This is a genomic window from Pseudomonas sp. RtIB026 (assembly GCF_016861355.2).
GTDB lineage: Bacteria > Pseudomonadota > Gammaproteobacteria > Pseudomonadales > Pseudomonadaceae > Aquipseudomonas > Aquipseudomonas peradeniyensis.
The window spans coordinates 5471855-5493469 of the sequence record NZ_AP023348.2 but is presented as its reverse complement, the minus strand read 5'-3'; the positions used below and the strand labels follow the sequence as shown (position 1 = coordinate 5493469).

At 65.0% G+C, this 21615-nt stretch carries 20 protein-coding genes; 7 read left to right on the top strand and 13 right to left on the bottom strand.

The genetic code is table 11. The features are described 5' to 3' along the window. Positions 1-6: 6 nt before the first annotated feature. The 4 genes from PRtIB026_RS24585 to PRtIB026_RS24570 all read left to right on the top strand — a co-directional run bounded on the left by PRtIB026_RS24585 (position 7) and on the right by PRtIB026_RS24570 (position 2846). The gene (locus PRtIB026_RS24585) at positions 7-654 is read left to right on the top strand and encodes a FadR/GntR family transcriptional regulator (RefSeq protein WP_203650853.1); all 648 of its coding nucleotides are present in this window, start codon (positions 7-9) and stop codon (positions 652-654) included. Between the two features lie 13 nt (positions 655-667). After that, complete coding sequence (locus tag PRtIB026_RS24580; protein ID WP_267813139.1) at positions 668-1948, top strand: CynX/NimT family MFS transporter; 1281 nt, start codon at positions 668-670, stop codon at positions 1946-1948. Between the two features lie 105 nt (positions 1949-2053). Further along, positions 2054-2512 (top strand): nuclear transport factor 2 family protein, encoded by a 459-nt coding sequence (locus PRtIB026_RS24575; protein WP_203650855.1) that lies wholly within the window; start codon positions 2054-2056, stop codon positions 2510-2512. Between the two features lie 43 nt (positions 2513-2555). Continuing rightward, positions 2556-2846 carry a GIY-YIG nuclease family protein gene (locus tag PRtIB026_RS24570; protein WP_203650858.1) on the top strand — a complete coding sequence of 97 codons (291 nt, stop codon included), beginning with the start codon at positions 2556-2558 and terminating at the stop codon, positions 2844-2846. A 75-nt stretch (positions 2847-2921) separates the two neighbouring features. Here PRtIB026_RS24570 and PRtIB026_RS24565 read toward each other — a convergent pair whose 3' ends face one another. From PRtIB026_RS24565 to yejK, 3 genes are all read right to left on the bottom strand, one after another. Then, positions 2922-3185, bottom strand: coding sequence for a DUF3077 domain-containing protein (locus PRtIB026_RS24565; protein WP_198745792.1), 264 nt, complete (start codon positions 3183-3185; stop codon positions 2922-2924). A 152-nt stretch (positions 3186-3337) separates the two neighbouring features. Continuing rightward, complete coding sequence (locus tag PRtIB026_RS24560) at positions 3338-3580, bottom strand: hypothetical protein (RefSeq protein ID WP_203650859.1); 243 nt, start codon at positions 3578-3580, stop codon at positions 3338-3340. Positions 3581-4010: 430 nt separating this feature from the next. Next, positions 4011-5018 carry a nucleoid-associated protein YejK gene (gene yejK, locus PRtIB026_RS24555; protein ID WP_203650860.1) on the bottom strand — a complete coding sequence of 336 codons (1008 nt, stop codon included), beginning with the start codon at positions 5016-5018 and terminating at the stop codon, positions 4011-4013. A gap of 391 nt (positions 5019-5409) precedes the next feature. Here yejK and PRtIB026_RS24550 point away from each other — a divergent pair, with 391 nt between their 5' ends. After that, positions 5410-5691, top strand: a complete 282-nt coding sequence (locus PRtIB026_RS24550; RefSeq protein WP_110738284.1) for an HU family DNA-binding protein — start codon at positions 5410-5412, stop codon at positions 5689-5691. Positions 5692-5741: 50 nt separating this feature from the next. Here PRtIB026_RS24550 and rlmF read toward each other — a convergent pair whose 3' ends face one another. The 5 genes from rlmF to PRtIB026_RS24525 all read right to left on the bottom strand — a co-directional run bounded on the left by rlmF (position 5742) and on the right by PRtIB026_RS24525 (position 12253). Further along, positions 5742-6692: a 23S rRNA (adenine(1618)-N(6))-methyltransferase RlmF gene (rlmF, locus tag PRtIB026_RS24545; protein WP_203650861.1), complete on the bottom strand. Its 951-nt coding sequence runs from the start codon at positions 6690-6692 to the stop codon at positions 5742-5744. Positions 6693-6865: 173 nt separating this feature from the next. After that, positions 6866-9712: a valine--tRNA ligase gene (locus tag PRtIB026_RS24540; protein WP_203650865.1), complete on the bottom strand. Its 2847-nt coding sequence runs from the start codon at positions 9710-9712 to the stop codon at positions 6866-6868. Between the two features lie 188 nt (positions 9713-9900). Continuing rightward, a complete protein-coding gene (locus PRtIB026_RS24535) occupies positions 9901-10275 on the bottom strand; it encodes a DNA polymerase III subunit chi (RefSeq protein ID WP_110738287.1) in 375 nt (124 codons plus the stop codon). A 5-nt stretch (positions 10276-10280) separates the two neighbouring features. Beyond that, positions 10281-10709, bottom strand: coding sequence for a DNA polymerase III subunit chi (locus PRtIB026_RS24530; RefSeq protein WP_203650868.1), 429 nt, complete (start codon positions 10707-10709; stop codon positions 10281-10283). Between the two features lie 50 nt (positions 10710-10759). Further along, on the bottom strand, positions 10760-12253 hold the full coding sequence (locus PRtIB026_RS24525; protein ID WP_203650871.1) for a leucyl aminopeptidase: 1494 nt from the start codon (positions 12251-12253) through the stop codon (positions 10760-10762). 294 nt (positions 12254-12547) lie between these two features. Between PRtIB026_RS24525 and lptF the strand changes: the two genes are divergently transcribed. Then, positions 12548-13663: an LPS export ABC transporter permease LptF gene (lptF, locus tag PRtIB026_RS24520; RefSeq protein WP_203650873.1), complete on the top strand. Its 1116-nt coding sequence runs from the start codon at positions 12548-12550 to the stop codon at positions 13661-13663. Beyond that, entirely contained in the window at positions 13656-14717 is a 1062-nt protein-coding gene (gene lptG, locus PRtIB026_RS24515; protein WP_050704120.1) for an LPS export ABC transporter permease LptG, read from the top strand. Before lptF ends, lptG begins: the two co-directional genes overlap by 8 nt. Before the next feature lie 214 nt (positions 14718-14931). Here the strand turns inward: lptG and PRtIB026_RS24510 are convergent, their stop codons facing one another. The 5 genes from PRtIB026_RS24510 to gcvP form a co-directional block, all read right to left on the bottom strand. Beyond that, positions 14932-15420 (bottom strand): RDD family protein, encoded by a 489-nt coding sequence (locus PRtIB026_RS24510; RefSeq protein WP_203650875.1) that lies wholly within the window; start codon positions 15418-15420, stop codon positions 14932-14934. A 90-nt stretch (positions 15421-15510) separates the two neighbouring features. Then, complete coding sequence (locus tag PRtIB026_RS24505; protein ID WP_050704121.1) at positions 15511-15723, bottom strand: cold-shock protein; 213 nt, start codon at positions 15721-15723, stop codon at positions 15511-15513. A 347-nt stretch (positions 15724-16070) separates the two neighbouring features. Continuing rightward, positions 16071-17192 (bottom strand): glycine cleavage system aminomethyltransferase GcvT, encoded by a 1122-nt coding sequence (gcvT, locus tag PRtIB026_RS24500; RefSeq protein WP_203650877.1) that lies wholly within the window; start codon positions 17190-17192, stop codon positions 16071-16073. 27 nt (positions 17193-17219) lie between these two features. Beyond that, positions 17220-18596 carry an L-serine ammonia-lyase gene (locus tag PRtIB026_RS24495; RefSeq protein ID WP_203650879.1) on the bottom strand — a complete coding sequence of 459 codons (1377 nt, stop codon included), beginning with the start codon at positions 18594-18596 and terminating at the stop codon, positions 17220-17222. A gap of 154 nt (positions 18597-18750) precedes the next feature. Next, positions 18751-21606 carry an aminomethyl-transferring glycine dehydrogenase gene (gene gcvP / locus PRtIB026_RS24490; RefSeq protein ID WP_203650881.1) on the bottom strand — a complete coding sequence of 952 codons (2856 nt, stop codon included), beginning with the start codon at positions 21604-21606 and terminating at the stop codon, positions 18751-18753. Positions 21607-21615: the final 9 nt, after the last annotated feature.

The following is a 21615-nucleotide window of genomic DNA, read 5'->3' as shown; positions in this document are numbered from 1 at the left end:
CACCCCATGACCCCGCTCATCAAACGCTCCCTGGTAGAACAAGCCGTAGACCAGCTCCGCGACCGCATCGCCAAGGGCACCTGGTCCATAGGCCAACGCCTGCCCACCGAACCGGAGCTGGCCAGCGACCTGGGCATCAGCCGCAACACCGTCCGCGAGGCCATGCGCGTCCTGTCCTTCAGCGGCCTGGTAGAAATCCGCCAGGGCGACGGCAGCTACCTGCGTACCGCCGTCGACCCCTTGCAGGCCGTGCAGGTCATGTCCCGCTGCGCAGTCGAACACGCCCGCGAAACCCGCCATATCCTCGAAGCAGAAGCCATTGGCCTGGCCGCCGTGCGCCGCACCGACGCCGACCTGCAGGCCCTGCGCGAGGCCCTGCAGCACAGCGCGGAGCACTTCCATGGCGACGTCGACGCCTACGTCGAATGCGACCTGGTGTTCCACCAGCGCCTGGTGGACGCCGCCCACAACCCCGCCCTGAGCGAGCTGTACCGCTACTTCTCCAGCGTGGTCCGCGCCGCCCTGCAGCACAACATGACCACCGTCCCCCGTTGCCAGGCCGTGTTCGACCTGCACGGGCAGATCCTCGACGCCCTCGAACAACGTGATCCGGAGCGGGCCAAGCACCTGAGCCGGACCCTCATCGAATCCTGATAACGAGAAGGCCATGGCCGAACAACTGACCCGCAACACCGCTCCCCGCGAGGCGGAGCTCGAAGAACTGCTGATCGATGCCGAAGCCGACGACGAGCAGGTCCAGCAACAGCCCGTGGTGCTGCGCAGGCCCTGGCTGTTGCTGCTGGGCCTGGTGCTGGTGGCGCTGAACCTGCGCCCGGCGCTGTCGAGCATGTCGCCGGTGCTCGGCCAGGTCTCTGAAGGGCTGGGGCTCAGCGCATCGCAAGCCGGCCTGCTGACCACCTTGCCGGTGCTGTGCCTTGGGCTGTTCGCGCCACTGGCGCCGATCCTGGCGCGACGCTTCGGTAGCGAGCGGGTGATCTTCGGCATTCTGCTGACCCTGGCGCTGGGCATCCTGGTGCGCAGCACACTGGGCGCCACTGGCGTGTTCCTCGGCAGCCTGATGGCGGGGGCGAGCATCGGCATCATCGGCGTGCTGCTGCCAGGTATCGTCAAGCGCGACTTCCCCCAGCACGCCGGTACCCTGACCGGCGTCTACACCATGGCGCTGTGCCTGGGCGCCGCGATGGCCGCCGGGGCCACGGTGCCCTTGACCCGGCACTTCGATGACAGCTGGGCGCTGGGGCTGGGTTTCTGGCTGCTGCCTGCCTTGCTGGCGATGCTGGTCTGGCTGCCCCAGTCCCGTCAGGGCCATGGCATGCACAAGGTGGCCTACCGGGTACGTGGCCTGTGGCGCGACCCGCTGGCCTGGCAGGTGACCCTGTACATGGGCCTGCAGTCGTCGCTGGCCTACATCGTGTTCGGCTGGTTGCCTTCGATCCTGATCGGCCGCGGGCTGAGCCCGACCGAGGCGGGGCTGGTGCTGTCCGGTTCGGTGATCGTGCAACTGATCAGTTCCCTGAGCGCGCCCTGGCTGGCCACGCGGGGCAAGGACCAGCGCCTGGCCATCGTGGTGGTGATGCTGGTGACCCTGGGCGGGTTGTTCGGTTGCCTGTATGCGCCGATCGAGGGGCTGTGGGGCTGGGCGATCCTGCTCGGCCTGGGGCAGGGCGGTACCTTCTCCCTGGCACTGACCCTGATCGTGCTGCGCTCCAAGGACGCCCATGTGGCGGCGAACCTGTCGAGCATGGCTCAGGGTGTGGGCTACACGCTGGCCTCCATGGGGCCGTTCGCGGTTGGCCTGGTGCATGATCTGACCGGAGGCTGGAGCGCGGTGGGCTGGATCTTCGCGGTGCTGGGCGTCGGGGCGATCCTGTTCGGTCTCGGCGCCGGGCGGGCGCTGCATGTGCAGGTCAGCAGCGAGCACGTTTAAGGCGCTGACTTGACCCGCGATCGTCATTCACGACGCGAATGGGCATGGTGTTGCTGGCATCCAGGCAGTATCTTGCGGGTTTCGCACCTTGCGCAGGAACAGTCCATGAGTGATGCCAACAGCGCCCTGATCACCCGTTTCTACCAGGCCTTCCAGCGCCTGGACGCCGAGGCCATGGTGGCCTGCTACAGCGATGACATCGTTTTCAGCGACCCGGTCTTCGGCACCCTGCGCGGGCGTGACGCGGGTGACATGTGGCGGATGCTCACCGCCCGCGCCAAGGACTTCACCCTGACCTTCGACGACGTGCGCAGCGATGGCGCGCACTGGGTGGCGACCTACCTGTTCAGCCAGACCGGGCGGGTGGTGGTCAACGATATCCAGGCGCGCTTCGTGATTCGCGACGGGCTGATCTGCCAGCACGACGATACCTTCGACCTGTGGCGCTGGGCGCGTCAGGCGCTGGGCACGCCGGGTGTGCTGCTGGGCTGGACACCGATGCTGCAGAACAAGGTGCGCCAGCAGGCGTTCAAGGGGCTTCGCGCATTCCAGCAGGCGCGCTGAGGCGTTAAGCTGGCGGCCTTCTTCCGTTGCACCGAACCGAGCCGTGAGCGAAACAGCGACTTCCCCCGACTGCAAACCCTGGTACGTCTACCTGGTGCGTGCCGCCAATGGCTCGTTGTACTGCGGTATCAGCGACGATCCGCAGCGGCGTTTCATCAAGCACCAGAAAGGGCAGGGCGCGCGCTATTTCAAGACCAGCCCGGCGCAGGCGCTGGTGTATGTGGAGCAGTGGCCGGACAAGGGCGAGGCCTTGCGCCAGGAGCGGTTGGTGAAGAAGCTGCGCAAGGCGGCGAAGGAGGCGTTGGTGGCGTCCTATGCCGGACTCGGGGGGTAGTGTCCTCGCCAGGGCACCCGAGACGGGTTGCGGCGCCTTGGCCCTGCACACCTATGGCGCCGCCTTGTTCCCTGTTCAGTGCTTCATGCCGAGCTCGGCATCATCCATCAATGCCTTGGCCAGGGCACTCAGGTAATACGAGGCCCAGAGTAACTGGGGCTTTTCCTCCATGATCCCGGTGATGGTCAGGTCGCGTACGCAGCCCATCAGTTCCGAGGCTTGGTCGCGGGCGTGCTGGCAGGGGATGCCGGGTTCGATGCAGAACAGCGGGTCGGTCATGCCTTCGCCCTGGTAGAACTTGGTCTTGCCGACGGTGGTGGGGGTATCTTCTGTAGTCATAATTCTCTCCCTGAAATGGTCGGTGCCTGTGCGGGCCTCTTCGCGGGTAAACCCGCTCCCGCAAGTACAGCGCTGGCTCCAAGGCACAGGTGATTCTGTGGGAGCGGGTTTACCCGCGAAAGGGCCCGCACAGGCAACACATGCATCGCGGCCTAGTGCAACGTCGGCATCTGCGCTGGCATCTGCACCTGGATCAACGCCGCTTCGAGCAACACGCGCAGCGACTCCATTTCATGCATCGACGCCATCATCAGCACGGCAGCCGGCGACCTGGGTTTGAGCTGCACGGCATGATGGGCCACGGTCAAGGCGCACAGGGCGTACTCGGTGGCCTGGATGAGGGTGTCTTCGAGGGAGTGAGGGTTGTGGGGTGGATCGGGGACGATCTTTAGCATTGGCTTGGCTCTCTCAGAAGGGCCGCCACCAACTGCTGTCAAACAAGTGGGTGGCAGCTATACGTGGGTTGACAGACCGGTGAGAGAACCTGACCCGGCGCACACGAGGTGCCCCACGCACAGCCGCCATAGAGCGAAATCCATGCGGAAGGTTCTCAGCGGCCTGTCAAAGCCGATCGCTGAATGTGCAGCGACTGCCCGAGACTAGAGGCCAACCCAGACCACCGCAATGGCTTGAAAGGGCTTGGGAGTATGTTTGGGAAATGGACTACAGGGAATGGGGAAAGTCTGATGAATCGGTGATCCGTTCGAGATCGCTGGGGCTGCTTTGCAGCCCTTTCGCGGCACAAGGCCGCTCCTACAAAGGGAGCGCGATTCCTGTAGGAGCGGCCTTGTGCCGCGAAAGGGGCGCAACGCACCCCCGGCGATTTCAGTCCTTGCGTCGCTTCAACTGGTCGATCAGTTGCGTCGGCAAGCCCTTGATCACCAGCGTCCCCGCTTCTTCGTCATACTCCACCTTCGAGCCCAGCAAATGCGCCTCGAAACTGATCGACAACCCCTCGGCACGCCCAGTAAAGCGGCGGAACTGGTTGAGGGTACGTTTGTCGGCGGGGATCTCCGGCGACAGCCCGTAGTCGCTGTTGCGGATATGGTCGTAGAACGCCTCGGGCCGATCCTCGTCGATCAGGCTGGAGAGCTCTTCCAGCGTCACCGGCTCGCCCAGCTTGGTCTGGGTGGTGGCGTAGTCGACCAGGGTCTGGGTCTTCTCCCGGGCGGACTCTTCCGGCAGGTCTTCTTTCTCGACGAAATCGCTGAAGGCCTTGAGCAGGGTGCGGGTCTCGCCCGGGCCGTCGACGCCTTCCTGGCAGCCGATGAAATCACGGAAATAATCCGAAACCTTCTTGCCGTTCTTGCCCTTGATGAACGAGATGTACTGCTTGGAGTTCTGGTTGTTCTTCCACTCGGACAGGTTGACCCGCGCCGCCAGGTGCAGCTGGCCCAGGTCCAGGTGGCGCGACGGGGTGACGTCGAGTTCGGCGTTCACCGCCACGCCTTCGCTGTGGTGCAGCAGGGCGATGGCCAGGTACTCGGTCATGCCCTGCTGGTAATGGGCGAACAGCACGTGGCCGCCGGTGGACAGGTTGGACTCTTCCATCAGCTTCTGCAGGTGCTCGACCGCGATGCGGCTGAAGGCGGCGAAGTCCTTTTCCTCATCCAGATACTGCTTGAGCCAGCCACTGAACGGGTAGGCGCCGGACTCGCCGTGGAAAAAGCCCCAGGCTTTGCCTTGCTTGGCGTTGTAGCTGTCGTTGAGGTCGGCCAGCAGGTTCTCGATGGCGTCGGAGGCTACCAGTTCGCTGTCGCGCGCATGGAGCACGGCGGGGCTGCCATCGGGCTTCTTGTCGATCAGGTGAACGATGCAATGACGGATTGGCATGGAATTCTCGGTGGTCTGAGCGGTGAAAAGCCGCGCTGCAAAAGTCGCTCAGTTTACCTCAGGGTAGGGGTGATGCAGTGGCCAGATATTGGCACAAATGCCGGTTGTTCGTTTTTTGCTCATTTTTTTGCGATTTTTCCGAAAACCCCCGAAAAACCTGCACAAAATCAATGTCGACAGCGGATATTTCTCGATTCCTGTGGTAGCTTTGCGCGGTCTTGCGCCCCTTGGGTGGCGCATTGCTGGCAGATCGCTTGCGCGGTGTCGAACCAAACGCCGATTTGCGTATCTACATACGCGATCGACGCGGCCTCTGGATTGTCCCGGGCTGGCCCGACCACCGACCAAGCATGCTGCACAACCTCTGATTTGATAGGGAAGGAACACCACCATGGCACTGACCAAAGACCAACTGATTGCCGACATCGCTGAAGCTATCGACGCGCCGAAAACCACCGCGCGTAATGCACTGGAGCAACTGGGCCAGATCGTTGCCGACCAACTGGAAAACGGCGCCGAAATCACCCTGCCAGGCATCGGCAAGCTGAAAGTCTCCGAGCGTCCTGCCCGTACCGGCCGCAACCCTTCGACTGGCGCCGCCATCGAAATCGCTGCCAAGAAAGTCGTCAAGTTCGTTCCAGCCAAAGTGCTGACCGACTCGATCAACAAGTAATTGTTGATGCGTTGACGAAACCGCGCCCGGCTTGCCCGGGCGCGGTTTTTTCATGCCTGTGATTTGCGCGCGGCATGCCATTGCTGGCGTGCGCTGTCGTCCTGGAAACTCCAGGCGACCATGCGACTCTGCTTCTGCCCCTGGCCCATCTCGACGATGCGCAGGGCCTTCACCCCGGCCTTCTTCAAGGCCGCCTCGATACCCGGCAGGTTGCTGGCCTTGGACACCAGGCTGGTGAACCACAGTACCTGGGTCGCGTACTGGGCGCTTTCGGCGACCAGTTGGCTGACGAAGCGGATCTCGCCGCCTTCGCACCACAGTTCGTTGTTCTGCCCGCCGAAGTTCAGTACCGGCAATTTGCGCTTGGGGTCCTGTTTGCCGAGGTTCTTCCACTTGCGCTGGCTGCCGCGGGTGGCTTCCTCGCGGGAGGCATGGAACGGCGGGTTGCACAGGGTGACGTCGAAGCGTTCGTCGGTCTGCAGCAGGCCACTGAGGATATGCCTGGGCTGAGCTTGCTGGCGCAGGCTGATGGCCTTGTCGAGCTTGTTGGCCTGGACGATGGCCTTGGCCGAGGCCAGGGCCACACCGTCGATGTCGGAGCCGGTGAAGCGCCAGCGGTAGTCGCTGTGGCCAAGCAAGGGGTAGATGCAGTTGGCGCCGACGCCGATATCCAGGGCGCGTACCTGGGCGCCGCGGGGGATCTCGCCGGCATTGTCCTCGGCCAGCAGGTCGGCCAGCACGTGGATGTAGTCGGCCCGGCCGGGGATCGGCGGGCACAGGTAGTCGGCCGGAATATCCCAGTGCTGGATGCCGTACTGGGCCTTGAGCAGGGCGCGGTTGAACACCCGCACGGCCTCGGGGTTGGCAAAGTCGATGCTGGGCTTGCCGTAGGGGTTGGTGATGGTGAAGCGGGCCAGGTCCGGGTGCGCCTTGATCAGGGCGGGGAAGTCGTAGCGGCCCTGGTGGCGGTTGCGTGGGTGCAGGGTGGGTTTTTCGGTCATTGTCGGATCCGGTGTTGCCTTGCTGGTCCAGGGGCCGCTTTGCGGCCCTTTCGCGGCACAAGGCCGCTCCTACAGGAAAGCGCAGGCCTGTGAGCCATGCAATTCCCTGTAGGAGCGGCCTTGTGCCGCGAACGAGGGCGAAGCCCTCGCCGGTCAGTCAGCGATGTAGATGATTACAGCGCAGCAATCCGCGCATGCTGCTCGGTGAAGTTGGCCAGGGCCTGCTCCGACTCGGCCAGCTTGGCGCGTTCCTTCTCGATCACCGCAGGCGGTGCCTTGTCGACGAAGGCGGCGTTGGACAGCTTGCCACCGACGCGCTGGACTTCACCCTGCAAACGCTGGATCTCTTTGCTTAGGCGCGCAAGTTCGGCGTCCTTGTCGATCAGGCCGGCCATCGGCACCAGCACCTGCAGATCACCCACCAGCGCGGTGGCCGACAGCGGCGCTTCGTCCTGCTCGCCCAGCACGGTGAACGACTCGACCTTGGCCAGTTTCTTCAGCAGGGCTTCGTTTTCCTGCAGGCGACGCTGGTCGTCGGCGTTGGCGTTCTTCAGGAACAGCGGCAGCGGCTTGCCCGGGCCGATGTTCATCTCGGCGCGGATGTTGCGCAGGCCCACCATCAGCTCCTTGAGCCACTCGATGTCGCCTTCGGCGGCGGCGTCGATGCGGCTTTCGTTCGCTTCAGGCCACGGCTGCAGCATGATGGTCTTGCCTTCGATGCCGGCCAGCGGCGCGATGCGCTGCCAGATCTCTTCGGTGATGAACGGCATGAACGGGTGCGCCAGGCGCAGGGCGACTTCCAGCACGCGCACCAGGGTGCGACGGGTGCCGCGGGCGCGCTCGACCGGGGCGTTCTCGTCCCACAGCACCGGCTTGGACAGCTCCAGGTACCAGTCGCAGTACTGGTTCCAGATGAACTCGTACAGGGCCTGGCTGGCCAAGTCGAAGCGGAACTGCTCGAGCTGACGGGTCACTTCGGCTTCAGTGCGCTGCAGCTGCGAGATGATCCAGCGGTCGGCCAGCGACAGCTCGTAGGCCTCGCCGTTCTGGCCGCAATCCTCGCCCTTGTCCAGCACGTAGCGGGCGGCGTTCCAGATCTTGTTGCAGAAGTTGCGGTAGCCTTCGACGCGGCCCATGTCGAACTTGATGTCACGACCGGTGGAGGCCAGCGAGCAGAAGGTGAAGCGCAGGGCGTCGGTGCCGTAGCTGGCGATGCCTTCGGGGAACTCGGCCTTGGTCTGCTTGGCGATCTTCTCGGCAAGCTTGGGCTGCATCATGCCGCTGGTGCGTTTTTCCAGCAGGGCGTCGAGGGTGATGCCGTCGACGATGTCCAGCGGGTCGAGGACGTTGCCCTTGGACTTGGACATCTTCTGGCCCTGGCCGTCGCGGACCAGACCGTGCACGTAGACGGTCTTGAACGGTACCTGCGGGGTGCCGTCCTCGTTCTTGATCAGGTGCATCGTCAGCATGATCATCCGGGCGACCCAGAAGAAGATGATGTCGAAGCCGGTGACCAGCACGTCGGTGGAGTGGAATTTCTTCAGGAACTCGGTCTGCTCCGGCCAGCCGAGGGTGGAGAAGGTCCACAGGCCCGAGCTGAACCAGGTGTCGAGCACGTCGTCGTCCTGGCGCAGTTTCACATCGGCGCCCAGGTTGTGCTTGGCGCGCACTTCGGCCTCGTCGCGGCCGACATAGACCTGGCCGGCCTCGTCGTACCAGGCCGGGATGCGGTGGCCCCACCACAGCTGGCGGCTGATGCACCAGTCCTGGATGTCGCGCATCCAGGAGAAGTACATGTTCTCGTACTGCTTGGGCACGAACTGGATGCGGCCGTCTTCCACGGCGGCGATGGCAGGTTCCGCCAGTGGCTTGGTAGAGACGTACCACTGGTCGGTCAGCCACGGCTCGATGACGGTGCCGGAACGGTCGCCTTTCGGGACTTTCAGGGCGTGATCGTCGATGCTGACCAGCAGGCCTTGGGCGTCGAGGTCGGCAACCATCTGCTTGCGCGCGACGAAGCGGTCGAGGCCGGCGTACTGGGTCGGCAGCGAGGTGTCGAGGCTATCGTTGACGCTGCCGTCGAGGTTGAACGCCTGCACGGCGGCCAGCACGGTGGCGTTCTTGTCGAAGATGTTCAGCAGCGGCAGGTTGTGGCGCTTGCCGACTTCGTAGTCGTTGAAGTCGTGGGCCGGGGTGATCTTCACGCAGCCGGTGCCGAACTCGGGGTCGCAGTAGTCGTCGGCGACGATCGGGATACGACGGCCGACCAGCGGCAGTTCGACGAACTTGCCGATCAGTGCCTGGTAGCGCTCGTCGGCCGGGTTGACGGCGACGGCGACGTCACCGAGCAGGGTTTCCGGACGGGTGGTGGCGACCACCAGGTGGTCCTTGCCTTCGGCGGTCTTGGCGCCGTCGGCCAGCGGATAGCGCAGGTTCCACAGGTGGCCCTTCTCGTCGTGGTTCTCCACTTCGAGGTCGGAAATCGCCGTGTGCAGCTTGGTGTCCCAGTTGACCAGGCGCTTGCCGCGGTAGATCAGGCCGTCTTCGTGCAGGCGCACGAAAGCCTCTTTGACCGCTTCCGACAGGCCGTCGTCCATGGTGAAGCGCTCGCGGCTCCAGTCCACCGACGAGCCCAGGCGGCGGATCTGGCGGCTGATGTTGCCGCCCGATTGATCCTTCCACTCCCAGACCTTCTCCAGGAACTTGTCGCGGCCCAGGTCATGGCGATTCTGGCCCTTGGCCTCGAGCTGGCGCTCCACCAGCATCTGGGTGGCGATACCGGCGTGGTCGGTGCCCGGCTGCCAGAGGGTGTCGCGACCCTGCATGCGGCGGAAGCGGATCAGCGCGTCCATGATCGCGTTGTTGAAGCCGTGGCCCATGTGCAGGCTGCCGGTCACGTTCGGCGGCGGGATCATGATGGTGTAGGACTCGCCTGCACCTTGTGGAGCGAAATAGTTCTCGGACTCCCAGGTGTTGTACCAGGAAGTTTCGATGGCGTGCGGCTGGTAGGTCTTATCCATGCGCGGCGGGACCCTTAGGCATTAATTCGGGAAAGCCGGGAAGTATAACCAACGTGGGGGGTTGAGGCGACAGGCGCTGGGGCTGCTTTGCAGCCCTTTCGCGGCACAAGGCCGCTCCTACAGGAGATCGCGTTCCCCTGTAGGAGCGGCCTTGTGTCGCGAAAGGGCCGCGAAGCGGCCCCAGAGAGTCACTCGGAACGCTTGAGCAACCGCTCCAGCCGCGCATCGAGGCGTCGCTTGATCTCGGTCTCGATATGCGGGGTGAAGTCGTTGATCACATCCTGCATGATCAGTTGCGCGGCGGCGCGCAGTTCGGCGTCCAGGTGCAGCAGGGTGTCCTGGCGGCGGGCCTGGGCATCTTCTTCAGGTGCCGGGGCCGCTACCGGCGCTGCCTCGGCGACGGGCGGCGCGGCGGCAGGTTCGTCAAGCAGCAGGGGAATCTGCTCCACCGTCTCGGTCAGCAGCGGCGGTTGCAGGTCGGCGTCGCCCAGCAGCTCGCGGATCGATTCAAGATCGTCGAGCAGGTGGGCGGAATGGGTCAGGGAGTTCAGCTGCTTGTCCATCGTCGTCAGAGTCGCTGTAAGCGGTGATCTTGCAGAGCATAGCCCTGTTCGCGGTAGAAACGGAATCGCTCGCGTGCGGCCAGGCGGATGGCCGGTTCCTCGACGACGATTTCGGCGACCCGCTCGAACTGGCCGACGAAGGCGGGAACATCGCCGCCCAGGTTGATCAGCAGGTCACGGTGTTCGCCGGCATCAGTGCCGACACCCAGCGCGACAATGGCGTCCGGGTGCTGTTCGGCGTGGTCGTGGGGCACGAAGGCCTCGCCCTTGAACTGCCACAGGCGCAGGTCGAGCTCGTTGCGTTGCGCCTCGTCCTGGCAATGCAGGTAGACCCGGTGGCCGAGGCGCCAGGCCTTTTCACACAGCTTGCAGGCGAAATCCAGCCGCACCGACAGTGAGTCGCTGGGCAGGATGTAGAAATCGACTTTGCTCATGATCGTTCAGTGCCGGCCGGTGGCGCGTGAGCGCCACCGGCCATGCGCCATCAGGCGCCGGCGCGGTCCAGCAGGTACTGGGTGAGCAGCGGTACCGGGCGGCCCGAGGCGCCCTTGTCCTTGCCGCCGCTGATCCAGGCGGTGCCGGCGATGTCCAGGTGGGCCCAGTGGTAGGCCTTGGCGAAGCGCGACAGGAAGCAGCCGGCGGTGATGGTGCCGGCCTTCGGGCCACCGATGTTGGCGATGTCGGCGAACGGGCTGTCCAGTTGCTCCTGGTACTCATCGAACAGCGGCAGCTGCCAGGCGCGGTCGTCGGCGCGCTTGCCGGCGTCCAGCAGTTGGCCGACCAGCGCGTCGTCGTTGCCCATCAGGCCCGAGGTATGGCTGCCCAGGGCGACGATGCAGGCGCCGGTCAGGGTGGCGATGTCGATCACCGCCTGCGGCTTGAAGCGCTCGGCGTAGGTGAGGGTGTCGCACAGCACCAGGCGGCCTTCGGCGTCGGTGTTGAGGATCTCGACGGTCTGCCCGCTCATGGTGGTGACGATGTCGCCCGGACGGGTGGCGCCGCCGCTCGGCATGTTCTCGGCGCAGGCCAGCAGGCACACCAGGTTGATCGGCAGCTGCAGCTCGAGCACGGCACGCAGGGTGCCGAACACGCTGGCCGCGCCGCACATGTCGTACTTCATCTCGTCCATGCCGGCACCGGGCTTGAGGCTGATGCCGCCGGTGTCGAAGGTGATGCCCTTGCCGACCAGCACGAACGGTTTTTCGCTCTTCTTGGCGCCCTGGTAGTTGAGCACGATCAGCCGCGGCGGCTGGTCGCTGCCCTGGCCCACGGCGTAGAACGCGCCCATGCCCAGGTCCTTGATCTTTTTCTCGTCCAGCACCTCGACCTTGAGGCCTTTGTGCGCCTTGCCCAGGTCCTTGGCCTGCTCGGCGAGGAAGCTTGGGTGGCAGACGTTCGGTGGCAGGTTGCCCAGGTCGCGGGTGAAGGCCATGCCGGTGGCGATGGCGCTGGCGTGCTTCACGGCGCGCTCGGCCTCGGCCTGGCCGGCCTTGGCGGTGAGCAGGGTAGCTTTCTTCAGGGCGCGGGGTTCGGCCTTCTGGCTCTTGTAGCGGTCGAACACGTAGTTGCCGTCGAGCAGGGTCTCGGCCAGCAGGCGGTACTTGCCGTAGTGGCCGTCGCGGCCGGTGACGGCGATGTCGTCCAGGGCCAGCACGGCGTCGCCGCCGCCCAGACCCTTGAGCACGCCGGCGACGCTGGCGACCAGCTTGCGCCAGGCGCGATCGCCGAGGGCTTCGTCCTTGCCGCTGCCGACCAGCAGCACGCGCTCGGCCTTCAGGCCCGGCAGGTTGTGCAGCAGCAGGGTCTGGCCTGGCTTGCCGGCCAGGTCGCCACGCTTGAGCAGCGCGCTGATTGCGCCTTCGCTGGCCTGGTCGACGGCCTTGGCCGTGGCGCCAAGCTTGCGCCCTTCACCCACGGGTACGACCAAGGTCGCGGTCTTGACGGATACAGCGGCTACGCTCTTTACAACCAATTCCATGTCTGGGGTCCCCGAATGATCTGTCTGTCAGTGGGCGCTGTCTTTCGCAAGCGCTCGGAACACGCGGCTGGCGGGCGATGCCTGCCAGCGGAAAAGCTGCCAGTTTGAGCCTGCCGCGACCACGATGACAACCCCGATATGCGCCATGCTGCGCGGCCAAGTGACAGGCGCCGTCAATCACAGGATAATGCGCGCACTTTTACATGGAGGTTCGCCTTGGCGAACCGGCATTGGTCTTGGCTGTCCGAATCGTTCGTTTGGCTTTCCGCCCCTGACAACCCAGGAGTGTCTGGTTTGATCGTCTTTCGTTATCTGTCCCGCGAGGTCCTGGTGACCTTGAGCGCCGTCAGCGCCGTGCTGCTGGTGATCATCATGAGCGGGCGCTTCATCAAATACCTGGCCCAGGCGGCCCAGGGCGCGCTCGATCCAAGCGTGCTGTTCATGATCATGGGGTTTCGCCTGCCGGGCTTCCTGCAACTGATCCTGCCGCTGGGGCTGTTCCTCGGCATCCTGCTCGCCTATGGCCGGTTGTATCTCGAAAGCGAGATGACCGTGCTGTCGGCCACCGGCATGAGCCAGCAGCGCTTGCTGACCGTGACCATGGTGCCGGCGGCGCTGGTCGCCCTGCTGGTCGCCTGGCTGAGCCTGAGCCTGGCGCCTCTGGGCGTTGCCCAGGTGCAGAAGATCATCGCCCAGCAGGATGCCCTGACCGAGTTCGACACCCTGGTGCCGGGCCGTTTCCAGACCCTGCGCGACGGCTCCCGGGTGACCTACACCGAGCAGCTGTCCGATGACCGCATTAAGCTCGGCGGGGTGTTCATCTCCGAGAAGCGCTTCAACCAGGACAAGACCAAGGACCGCGCGCCTTCGGTGCTGGTCGCCGAGAAGGGCCACCAGGAAGTGCAGGCCGACGGCAACCGCTACCTGGTGCTGGAGAACGGCTACCGCTACGACGGCAATCCGGGCCAGGCCGACTACCGGGCGATCAAGTACGACACCTATGGCGTGCTGCTGCCCAAGCCGGAAGTCGCCGAGGAAGTCACCGACCGCGAAGCGATCCCGACGTCCGAACTGTTCGGGCATGAAGGCATTCGCGAGCGAGCCGAGCTGCAATGGCGCCTGTCGCTGCCACTGCTGGTGTTCGTCGTGACGCTGCTGGCGGTGCCGCTGTCGCGCGTCAACCCACGCCAGGGCCGCTTCCTCAAGTTGCTGCCGGCGATCCTTTTGTACATGGCCTATCTGACGATGCTGATTTCCGTGCGTAGCGCCCTGGAGAAGGGCAAGCTGCCCATCTCGCTGGGTATGTGGTGGGTCCATGGCCTGTTCCTGCTGATCGGCCTGGCGCTGATGTACTGGGAACCGATGCGCCTCAAGCGCGCCGCCCGTCGTGCGGAGGTGGCCCGTGGTTAAACTGGACCGCTACATCGGCAAGAGCGTGTTGCTGGCGATCGCTGCCGTGCTGGGCATCATCCTCGGCCTGGCCTCGCTGTTCGCCCTGATCGACGAACTGAACGACCTGAGTGCCACCTATACCTTCATGGATGCTGGCAGCTTCGTCCTGCTGACCGCGCCGCGCCGTCTCTACGACATGCTGCCGATGGCGGCCCTGATCGGTTGCCTGATCGGCCTGGGCAGCCTGGCCAGCAGCAGCGAACTGACCATCATGCGCGCCGCCGGCGTGTCCATCGGGCGCATCGTCTGGGCGGTGATGAAGCCGATGCTGGTGCTGATGCTGGTCGGCCTGCTGATCGGCGAGTACGTGGCCCCGGTGACCGAGAACAAGGCCCAGGCCGACCGATCGCTGGCCCAGGGCGGCGGCGAGGCGCAAAGCTCCAAGCGCGGCATGTGGCACCGCCAGGGCGAGGAGTTCGTGCACATCAACTCGGTGCAGCCCAATGGCCTGCTGCTGGGCGTGACCCGCTACCGCTTCGACGCCGAGCGCAAGATCCAGACTTCCAGCTTTGCCCGCCGGGCGCAGTATGTGGAAGGCAAGTGGATGCTCAACGATGTCTCCACCACCTACTTCCGCGGCGACCACACCGAAGTGGTCAAGAGCCCTGAAGAGGTGTGGGACGTCTCGGTGACGCCGGAGCTGCTCAACACCGTGGTGCTGGCGCCGGAGTCGCTGTCGATCACCGGGCTGTGGGACTACATCCACTACCTGGCCGACCAGGGACTGAACAACTCGCGCTACTGGCTGGCGTTCTGGACCAAGGTCCTGCAACCGCTGGTCACCGCGGCGCTGGTATTGATGGCGATCTCGTTCATCTTCGGCCCGCTGCGTTCCGTGACCCTGGGGCAGCGCGTGTTCACCGGCGTGCTGGTGGGCTTCGTGTTCCGCATCGCCGGGGACCTGCTGGGGCCATCGAGCCAGGTGTTCGGCTTCCCGCCGTTGCTGGCGGTGGTGATCCCAGCGGGGATCTGTGCGCTGGCGGGCTTGTGGTTGATGCGCCGGGCGGGTTGATGGCCTGAGCTGCACAAAGAAGCCGACCCTGGGGTCGGCTTTTTTGTGCGTAACGGGATGATCAGGATTAACTCATCCTATTGTAGGAGCGGCCTTGTGCCGCGAAAGGGGCGCGAAGCGGCCCCAGGGTCTGCGCCACAAGTCAGATTGCCGGGGCCGCTTCGCAGCCCTTTCGCGGCACAAGGCCGCTCCTACAGGGTGGTCGTCGCTCGGGCTATTTCTTGCGTTTGGGCACGCGCACCAGCTGCGTCTCGGAATAGATGTCGTGCCAGCTGCGCTGGCGCTTGTCGATCAACGACCAGAAGAACCCCAGCCCCAGGCACAGCCATGAGGCGATCGACACCACGAAACGCAGCAGCGCCTGCCACAGGCTGATGGCGCTGCCGTCGGCGTTCTGCACGCGCATGCCCCACACTTGCATGCCCAGGGTCTGGCCGCCATGGGTCCAGAATTTGGCGAAGAAGCCGAACAGGGCGAACAGCAGGATCGTCGAAAGCAACGGATCGCCATCCAGTGCGCCGGCCTCGGTCAGCTCACGCATGCGCGCCTCGCCGATGATCGCCATCTGGATCATCTTGTAGGCGCCGGCGGTGACGATCAGCAGGGCGGTGCACAGCAGGAAGTCATAGAACATCGCGGCCAGCCGGCGGCCCAGGCCGACGGGGGGGAAGTCACCCTGGGGTGAGAGCAGGGGCTTGGACATGCAGGACGGCTCCGAATGGCGAAGCCGCTATTCTACGGGTAAAAAAAAGCCCCTGCACTTGGCAGGGGCTTTTTGAATTCGGGTAATCGCTTAGGCGACAACCTGAACTTTGTCAGCCTGCAGGCCTTTCTGGCCTTGCACGGCTTCGAAGGTGACTTTCTGGCCTTCTTTCAGGCTCTTGAAGCCGTTGCCTTCGATGGCACGGAAGTGAACAAACAGATCAGCACCGCTCTCAGGGGTGATGAAGCCGTAACCTTTCTCGTCATTGAACCACTTGACGGTACCGTTCTGACGCTCAGCCATTGTCTTATTTCCTATGAAACTTGAATTTTGATGACAGTTTCTTTCACGCTTTTGTAAGTGAAAGACTACTGGGCTGGGTTGCAGGAAAGTAAGAGACGTCGAACGGGTTGTAGCAGATTGCGGCTACTGGCCCAGGTCACGAACTGTTGCGACCCATGCAAACACAGTGCGATGACTCTACGCCAACTGCCGAGCGAAAAACAAGCCCTTGCGGGGGGTGAAAATCAGGGTTTTCCCGATAACCGAACGATTTGTCGGAAACGGCGTGGCGCCTGGGCTGGCGCTATGTTCAGAAGTTATTGGACAGGTTCGAAAACGAATATGTCGAACCCGTCCAAACCACTCATTCAGCCACGGTAGTAACGTTGTGCCACGAAAGGCATTTTGCTGACCTTAAGGGCAACTTGCTTGCCGCGGACCACAGCAAACAGAGCGGTATCCAGTGCGGCATGTTCGCTATCGACATACCCCATTGCCACCGGGGCGCCGAGCGTCGGACCAAATCCACCGCTGCACACCTGGCCGACAATTTTGCCGGTGCCGTCGACAATCTCGGCACCCTCGCGCACCGGGGTGCGTTCCTGCGGCAGCAGGCCTACGCGCTTGCGTGCAACTCCTTGTTGCTGCTGGGCGAATACGGCTGCGGCGCCGGGGAAACCACCGGCACGTGCGCCGTCGGCACAGCGCACCTTGGAGATCGCCCACAGCAGGCTGGCCGCGATCGGCGTGGTGGCCGTATTCATGTCGTGGCCATACAGGCACAGGCCAGCTTCCAGGCGCAGCGAGTCGCGTGCCCCCAGGCCGATTGGCTGTACCTCCGGCTCGGCCAGCAGGCGGCGGGCCAGGGCTTCGGCCTTGTCGGCCGGCACGGAAATCTCGAAACCGTCCTCACCGGTGTAGCCCGAGCGGCTGACATAGCAGTCGGCGCCGAGCAGTTGAACGGGCTGGAACTGCATGAACGTCATCTTCGCCACTTCCGGGGCCAGGCGCTCCAGCACCTTGACCGCCGCCGGGCCTTGCAGGGCGAGCAGGGCGCGTTCCTCGAACAGCGGCTGGATCTCGCAGCGATTGCCGATATGCTTGCGCAGGTGCGCCAGGTCCTGGTCCTTGCAGGCGGCGTTGACCACCAGGAACAGGGTGTCGTCACCGAGGTTGGCGACCATCAGGTCGTCGAGGATGCCGCCCTCGGCGTTGGTGAACATGGCGTAGCGCTGCATGCCCACCGGCAGGTCGATGATGTCCACCGGTACCAGGCTTTCCAGGGCCTGGGCGGCGTCGCTGCCGCGCAGGATGATCTGGCCCATGTGCGAGACGTCGAACAGGCCGGCCTGCTCACGGGTGTGCAGGTGCTCCTTGAGCACGCCCAGCGGGTACTGTACCGGCATGTCGTAGCCGGCGAAGGGCACCATGCGCGCGCCCAGTTCCAGGTGCAGGGCGTGCAGCGGGGTCTTGTGCAGTGTTTCGGACATCGGTGACTCCTCGTTTTTTTGTTCGGGTCAACATTCGATGATGTTGACGGCCAGACCGCCGCGGGCGGTCTCCTTGTATTTGCTTTTCATGTCGGCGCCGGTCTGGCGCATGGTGCGGATGACCTTGTCGAGCGAGACGTAGTGCTGCCCGTCGCCGCGCAGGGCCATGCGCACCGCGTTGATCGCCTTCACCGAGCCCATGGCGTTGCGCTCGATGCAGGGCACCTGGACCAGCCCGCCGATGGGGTCGCAGGTCAGGCCCAGGTTGTGTTCCATGCCGATCTCGGCGGCGTTTTCCACTTGCTGCGGGCTGCCGCCCATCACTTCGCACAGGGCGCCGGCGGCCATCGAGCAGGCCACGCCGACCTCGCCCTGGCAGCCGACCTCGGCACCGGAGATCGAGGCGTTTTCCTTGTAGAGGATGCCGATTGCCGCGGCGGTGAGCAGGAAGCGCACCACGCCGTCCTCGTTGGCGCCAGGGACGAAGCGCATGTAGTAGTGCAACACCGCCGGAACGATGCCGGCGGCGCCGTTGGTCGGCGCGGTGACCACGCGCCCGCCGTAGGCGTTTTCCTCGTTCACCGCCAGGGCATAGAGGTTGACCCAGTCGAGTACCGACAGCGCATCGCGCAGGCTGGCCTCTGGATGACGGCTGAGCTGGCGGTACAGCGCTGGTGCGCGGCGCTTGACCTTCAGGCCACCCGGCAGGATGCCCTCATGCCTGCAACCCGCCTCGACGCAGTCCTGCATCACCTGCCAGATGCGCAGCAGGCCGGCGCGGGTTTCGGCCTCCGGGCGCCAGGCGGCTTCGTTGGCCAGCATCACCTGGCTGAACGACAGCTGCTCGGTGGTGCAATGGGCCAGCAGTTCCTTGCCGGTCTTGAACGGATAGGCCAGCACGGTGCTGTCCTCGACGATGCGGTCGTGGCCTGCCGCGTCTTCATCGACCACAAAGCCGCCGCCCACCGAGTAGTACTCGCGGCTGCGGATCTGCAGGCCGGCGGCGTCGAAGGCGCGAAAGATCATGCCGTTGGGGTGGTATTCCAGCGGCTTGCGGATCATCGCCAGGTGCTGCTTCTCGACGAAGGCGATTTCGTGCTCGCCGAGCAGGCGCAGGCGGCCGCTGTCGCGAATCGCCTGCAGGCGGGCGGGGATGGTTTCGGTGTCGACGGTGTCGGGATGTTCGCCTTCCAGGCCCAGCAACACGGCCTTGTCGCTGCCGTGGCCCTTGCCGGTGGCGCCGAGCGAGCCGTACAGCTCGGCCTTGACGCTGACCGTGCCGGCCAGCAGGCCGTCACGGCGCAGGCCTTCGGCGAAGCGCGCGGCGGCGCGCATCGGGCCGACCGTGTGCGAGCTGGAGGGGCCGATGCCGATCTTGAACAGGTCGAAGACGCTCAGGGACATGGTGATCTCCTAACCGGCTCTTGGGGTTGATGGTGACCTTGTGGGAGCGGGTTTACCCGCGAATGCGTCGGTGAACTCACTATCGCATTCGCGGGTAAACCCGCTCCCACAGGGGCCGAGGCCCGCCTCACAGGTGTGGGCAGGCCTGGAGCTATCAGACGTCCTGATAGCTCTCGATCGACGGGCAGGCGCAGACCAGGTTGCGGTCGCCGAACACGTTGTCGACCCGGCCCACCGGCGGCCAGTACTTGCCTTCCACCAGGCTCGGCAGCGGGTACACCGCCTGCTCGCGGCTGTAGCCGTGGGTCCATTCGCCGGCCAGCTCCGCCGCGGTGTGCGGGGCGTTCTTCAGCGGGTTGTCGTCCTTGTCCAGGCTGCCGTTCTCGACGGCGCGAATCTCCTCGCGGATCTGGATCATCGCGTTGCAGAAGCGGTCCAGTTCCTCTTTGGACTCGCTTTCGGTCGGTTCGATCATCAGCGTGCCGGCCACCGGGAAGGACATGGTCGGGGCGTGGAAGCCGAAGTCGATCAGGCGCTTGGCCACGTCGTCGACGCTGATGCCGCTGGTGTCCTTGAGCGGACGCAGGTCGAGGATGCATTCATGCGCCACCAGACCGTTGCTGCCGGTGTACAGCACAGGATAGTGCTCTTCCAGGCGACGGGCGATGTAGTTGGCGTTGAGGATCGCCATCTGCGAGGCGCGCTTGAGGCCGGCGCCACCCATCATTCGAATGTACATCCAGGTGATCGGCAGGATGCTGGCGCTGCCGAACGGCGCGGCGCACACGGCGCCCGTGGTGTTCTCCAGCGTCGCGTGGCCGGGCAGGAACGGCGCCAGGTGCGACTTGACGCCGATCGGGCCGACGCCCGGGCCGCCACCGCCGTGGGGGATGCAGAAGGTCTTGTGCAGGTTCAGGTGCGAGACGTCGCCGCCGAACTTGCCCGGTGCGCACAGGCCGACCATGGCGTTCATGTTGGCGCCGTCGATGTACACCTGGCCGCCATTGTCGTGGATGATCGCGCAGATCTCGCCGATGGCTTCCTCGAACACGCCGTGGGTCGACGGGTAGGTGATCATGATCGCCGCCAGGCGCTCGCGGTGCTCGATGGCCTTGGCGCGCAGGTCGTCGATGTCGACGTTGCCGCGGGCGTCGCAGGCGGTGACCACCACGCGCATGCCGGCCATGTGCGCGGTGGCGGGGTTGGTGCCGTGGGCCGAGGACGGGATCAGGCAGATGTCGCGGTGGCTGTCGCCACGGCTGCGGTGGTAGGCACGGATCGCCAGGAGGCCTGCGTACTCGCCCTGGGAACCGGCGTTGGGCTGCAGCGACACGGCGTCATAGCCGGTGGCGGCGCAGAGCATGGCCTCCAGCTCGGTGGTCATCTGCAGGTAGCCCTGGCTCTGCTCGGCCGGGGCGAACGGGTGCAGGTTGCCGAACTCGGCCCAGGTCACCGGGATCATCTCGCTGGCGGCGTTGAGCTTCATGGTGCACGAGCCCAGCGGGATCATGCTGCGGTCCAGCGCCAGGTCCTTGTCGGCCAGGCGGCGCAGGTAGCGCATCAGCTCGGTTTCGCTGTGATAGCGGTTGAACACCGGGTGCTCGAGAATGGCCGACTGGCGCAGCAGGCCAGCCGGCAGGCGCACGGCGACAGTGTTGGCCAGGGCGGCGAAGTCCGGGGTGGCCTGGCCGTCGGCGAACAGCTGCCACAAGGCCTCGACATCGGCCTGGCTGCTGGTTTCGTCCAGCGACAGGCCCAGATGGGCGGCGTCGACCTGGCGCAGGTTGATGCCCTGGGCGCGGGCCTTGTCGTGCAAGGCGCTGGTAGCGCTGCCGGTGGCCAGGGTCAGGGTATCGAAGAAGTCGCCGGTGACCACTTTCACGCCCAGTTTGGTCAGGCCGGTGGCCAGGATCGCGGTCAGTGCGTGGGTACGCTCGGCGATGCGCTTGAGGCCGGCCGGGCCGTGGTACACGGCGTACATGCTGGCGATGTTGGCCAGCAGCACCTGGGCGGTGCAGATGTTGCTGGTGGCCTTCTCGCGGCGGATGTGCTGCTCGCGGGTCTGCATGGCCAGGCGCAGGGCGCTCTTGCCGAAGCGGTCGATCGATACGCCGACCAGGCGCCCCGGCATGTCACGCTTGAACGCGTCGCGGGTGGCGAAGTAGGCCGCGTGCGGGCCACCGAAGCCCAGCGGCACACCGAAGCGCTGGGCGCTGCCGATGGCCACGTCGGCGTCGAATTCGCCCGGCGGGGTGAGCAGGGTCAGGGCCAGCAGGTCGGCGGCCACGGCCACCAGGGCGCCTGCGGCGTGGAAGCGCTGCACCACTTCGCGGTAGTCGAACACGTCACCGTTGCTGGCCGGGTACTGCAGCAGAGCGCCGAAGAAGGCGCTGACATCGCCCAGTTCACGCTCGTCGCCCACCACCACCTCTATGCCCAGCGGCTCGGCACGGGTGCGCAGCACGTCGAGGGTCTGCGGGTGGCAGTGCGCGGAAGCGAAGAAGGCATGGCTGGCCTTGTTCTTCGACAGACGCTTGCAGAAGGTCATGGCTTCTGCGGCGGCGGTGGCTTCGTCGAGCAGGGAGGCGTTGGCGATCGGCAGGCCGGTGAGGTCGCTGATCAGGGTCTGGAAGTTCAGCAGCGCTTCCAGGCGGCCTTGGGAGATCTCGGGCTGGTACGGGGTGTAGGCGGTGTACCAGGCCGGGTTTTCCAGCAGGTTGCGCAGGATCGGCGCCGGGGTGTGGGTGTTGTAGTAGCCCTGGCCGATGTAGTTCTTGAACAGCTGGTTCTTGCCGGCGATGGCTTTCAGCGCGGCGAGGGCGTCGGCTTCGCTTTGGCCGTCTTCGTTGCCGAGCACGCTGGTGCCCTTGATGCTGTCGGGGATGACCGCAGCGGTCATCGCCTCCAGCGAGTCGAAGCCCAGGGTGGTGAGCATGGCCTGCTCGTCAGCGGCGCGCGGGCCGATGTGACGGGCGATGAATTCGTTGGCGGTGCCGAGGTTGATGGTCATGGTGCGGTA

Bases quoted from the DNA above. Each gene is read 5' to 3' on its own strand.
- rlmF (WP_203650861.1), bottom strand. From the start codon at position 6,692: ATGACCGAAAAACCCACCCTGCACCCACGCAACCGCCACCAGGGCCGC.
- PRtIB026_RS24510 (WP_203650875.1), bottom strand. From the start codon at position 15,420: ATGTCCAAGCCCCTGCTCTCACCCCAGGGTGACTTCCCCCCCGTCGGC.
- PRtIB026_RS24585 (WP_203650853.1), top strand. From the start codon at position 7: ATGACCCCGCTCATCAAACGCTCCCTGGTAGAACAAGCCGTAGACCAG.
- PRtIB026_RS24530 (WP_203650868.1), bottom strand. From the start codon at position 10,709: ATGAGCAAAGTCGATTTCTACATCCTGCCCAGCGACTCACTGTCGGTG.
- PRtIB026_RS24560 (WP_203650859.1), bottom strand. From the start codon at position 3,580: ATGCTAAAGATCGTCCCCGATCCACCCCACAACCCTCACTCCCTCGAA.
- PRtIB026_RS24535 (WP_110738287.1), bottom strand. From the start codon at position 10,275: ATGGACAAGCAGCTGAACTCCCTGACCCATTCCGCCCACCTGCTCGAC.
- PRtIB026_RS24505 (WP_050704121.1), bottom strand. From the start codon at position 15,723: ATGGCTGAGCGTCAGAACGGTACCGTCAAGTGGTTCAATGACGAGAAA.
- PRtIB026_RS24550 (WP_110738284.1), top strand. From the start codon at position 5,410: ATGGCACTGACCAAAGACCAACTGATTGCCGACATCGCTGAAGCTATC.
- PRtIB026_RS24540 (WP_203650865.1), bottom strand. From the start codon at position 9,712: ATGGATAAGACCTACCAGCCGCACGCCATCGAAACTTCCTGGTACAAC.
- gcvT (WP_203650877.1), bottom strand. From the start codon at position 17,192: ATGTCCGAAACACTGCACAAGACCCCGCTGCACGCCCTGCACCTGGAA.
- PRtIB026_RS24580 (WP_267813139.1), top strand. From the start codon at position 668: ATGGCCGAACAACTGACCCGCAACACCGCTCCCCGCGAGGCGGAGCTC.
- yejK (WP_203650860.1), bottom strand. From the start codon at position 5,018: ATGCCAATCCGTCATTGCATCGTTCACCTGATCGACAAGAAGCCCGAT.
- PRtIB026_RS24495 (WP_203650879.1), bottom strand. From the start codon at position 18,596: ATGTCCCTGAGCGTCTTCGACCTGTTCAAGATCGGCATCGGCCCCTCC.
- PRtIB026_RS24565 (WP_198745792.1), bottom strand. From the start codon at position 3,185: ATGACTACAGAAGATACCCCCACCACCGTCGGCAAGACCAAGTTCTAC.
- PRtIB026_RS24525 (WP_203650871.1), bottom strand. From the start codon at position 12,253: ATGGAATTGGTTGTAAAGAGCGTAGCCGCTGTATCCGTCAAGACCGCG.
- PRtIB026_RS24575 (WP_203650855.1), top strand. From the start codon at position 2,054: ATGAGTGATGCCAACAGCGCCCTGATCACCCGTTTCTACCAGGCCTTC.
- gcvP (WP_203650881.1), bottom strand. From the start codon at position 21,606: ATGACCATCAACCTCGGCACCGCCAACGAATTCATCGCCCGTCACATC.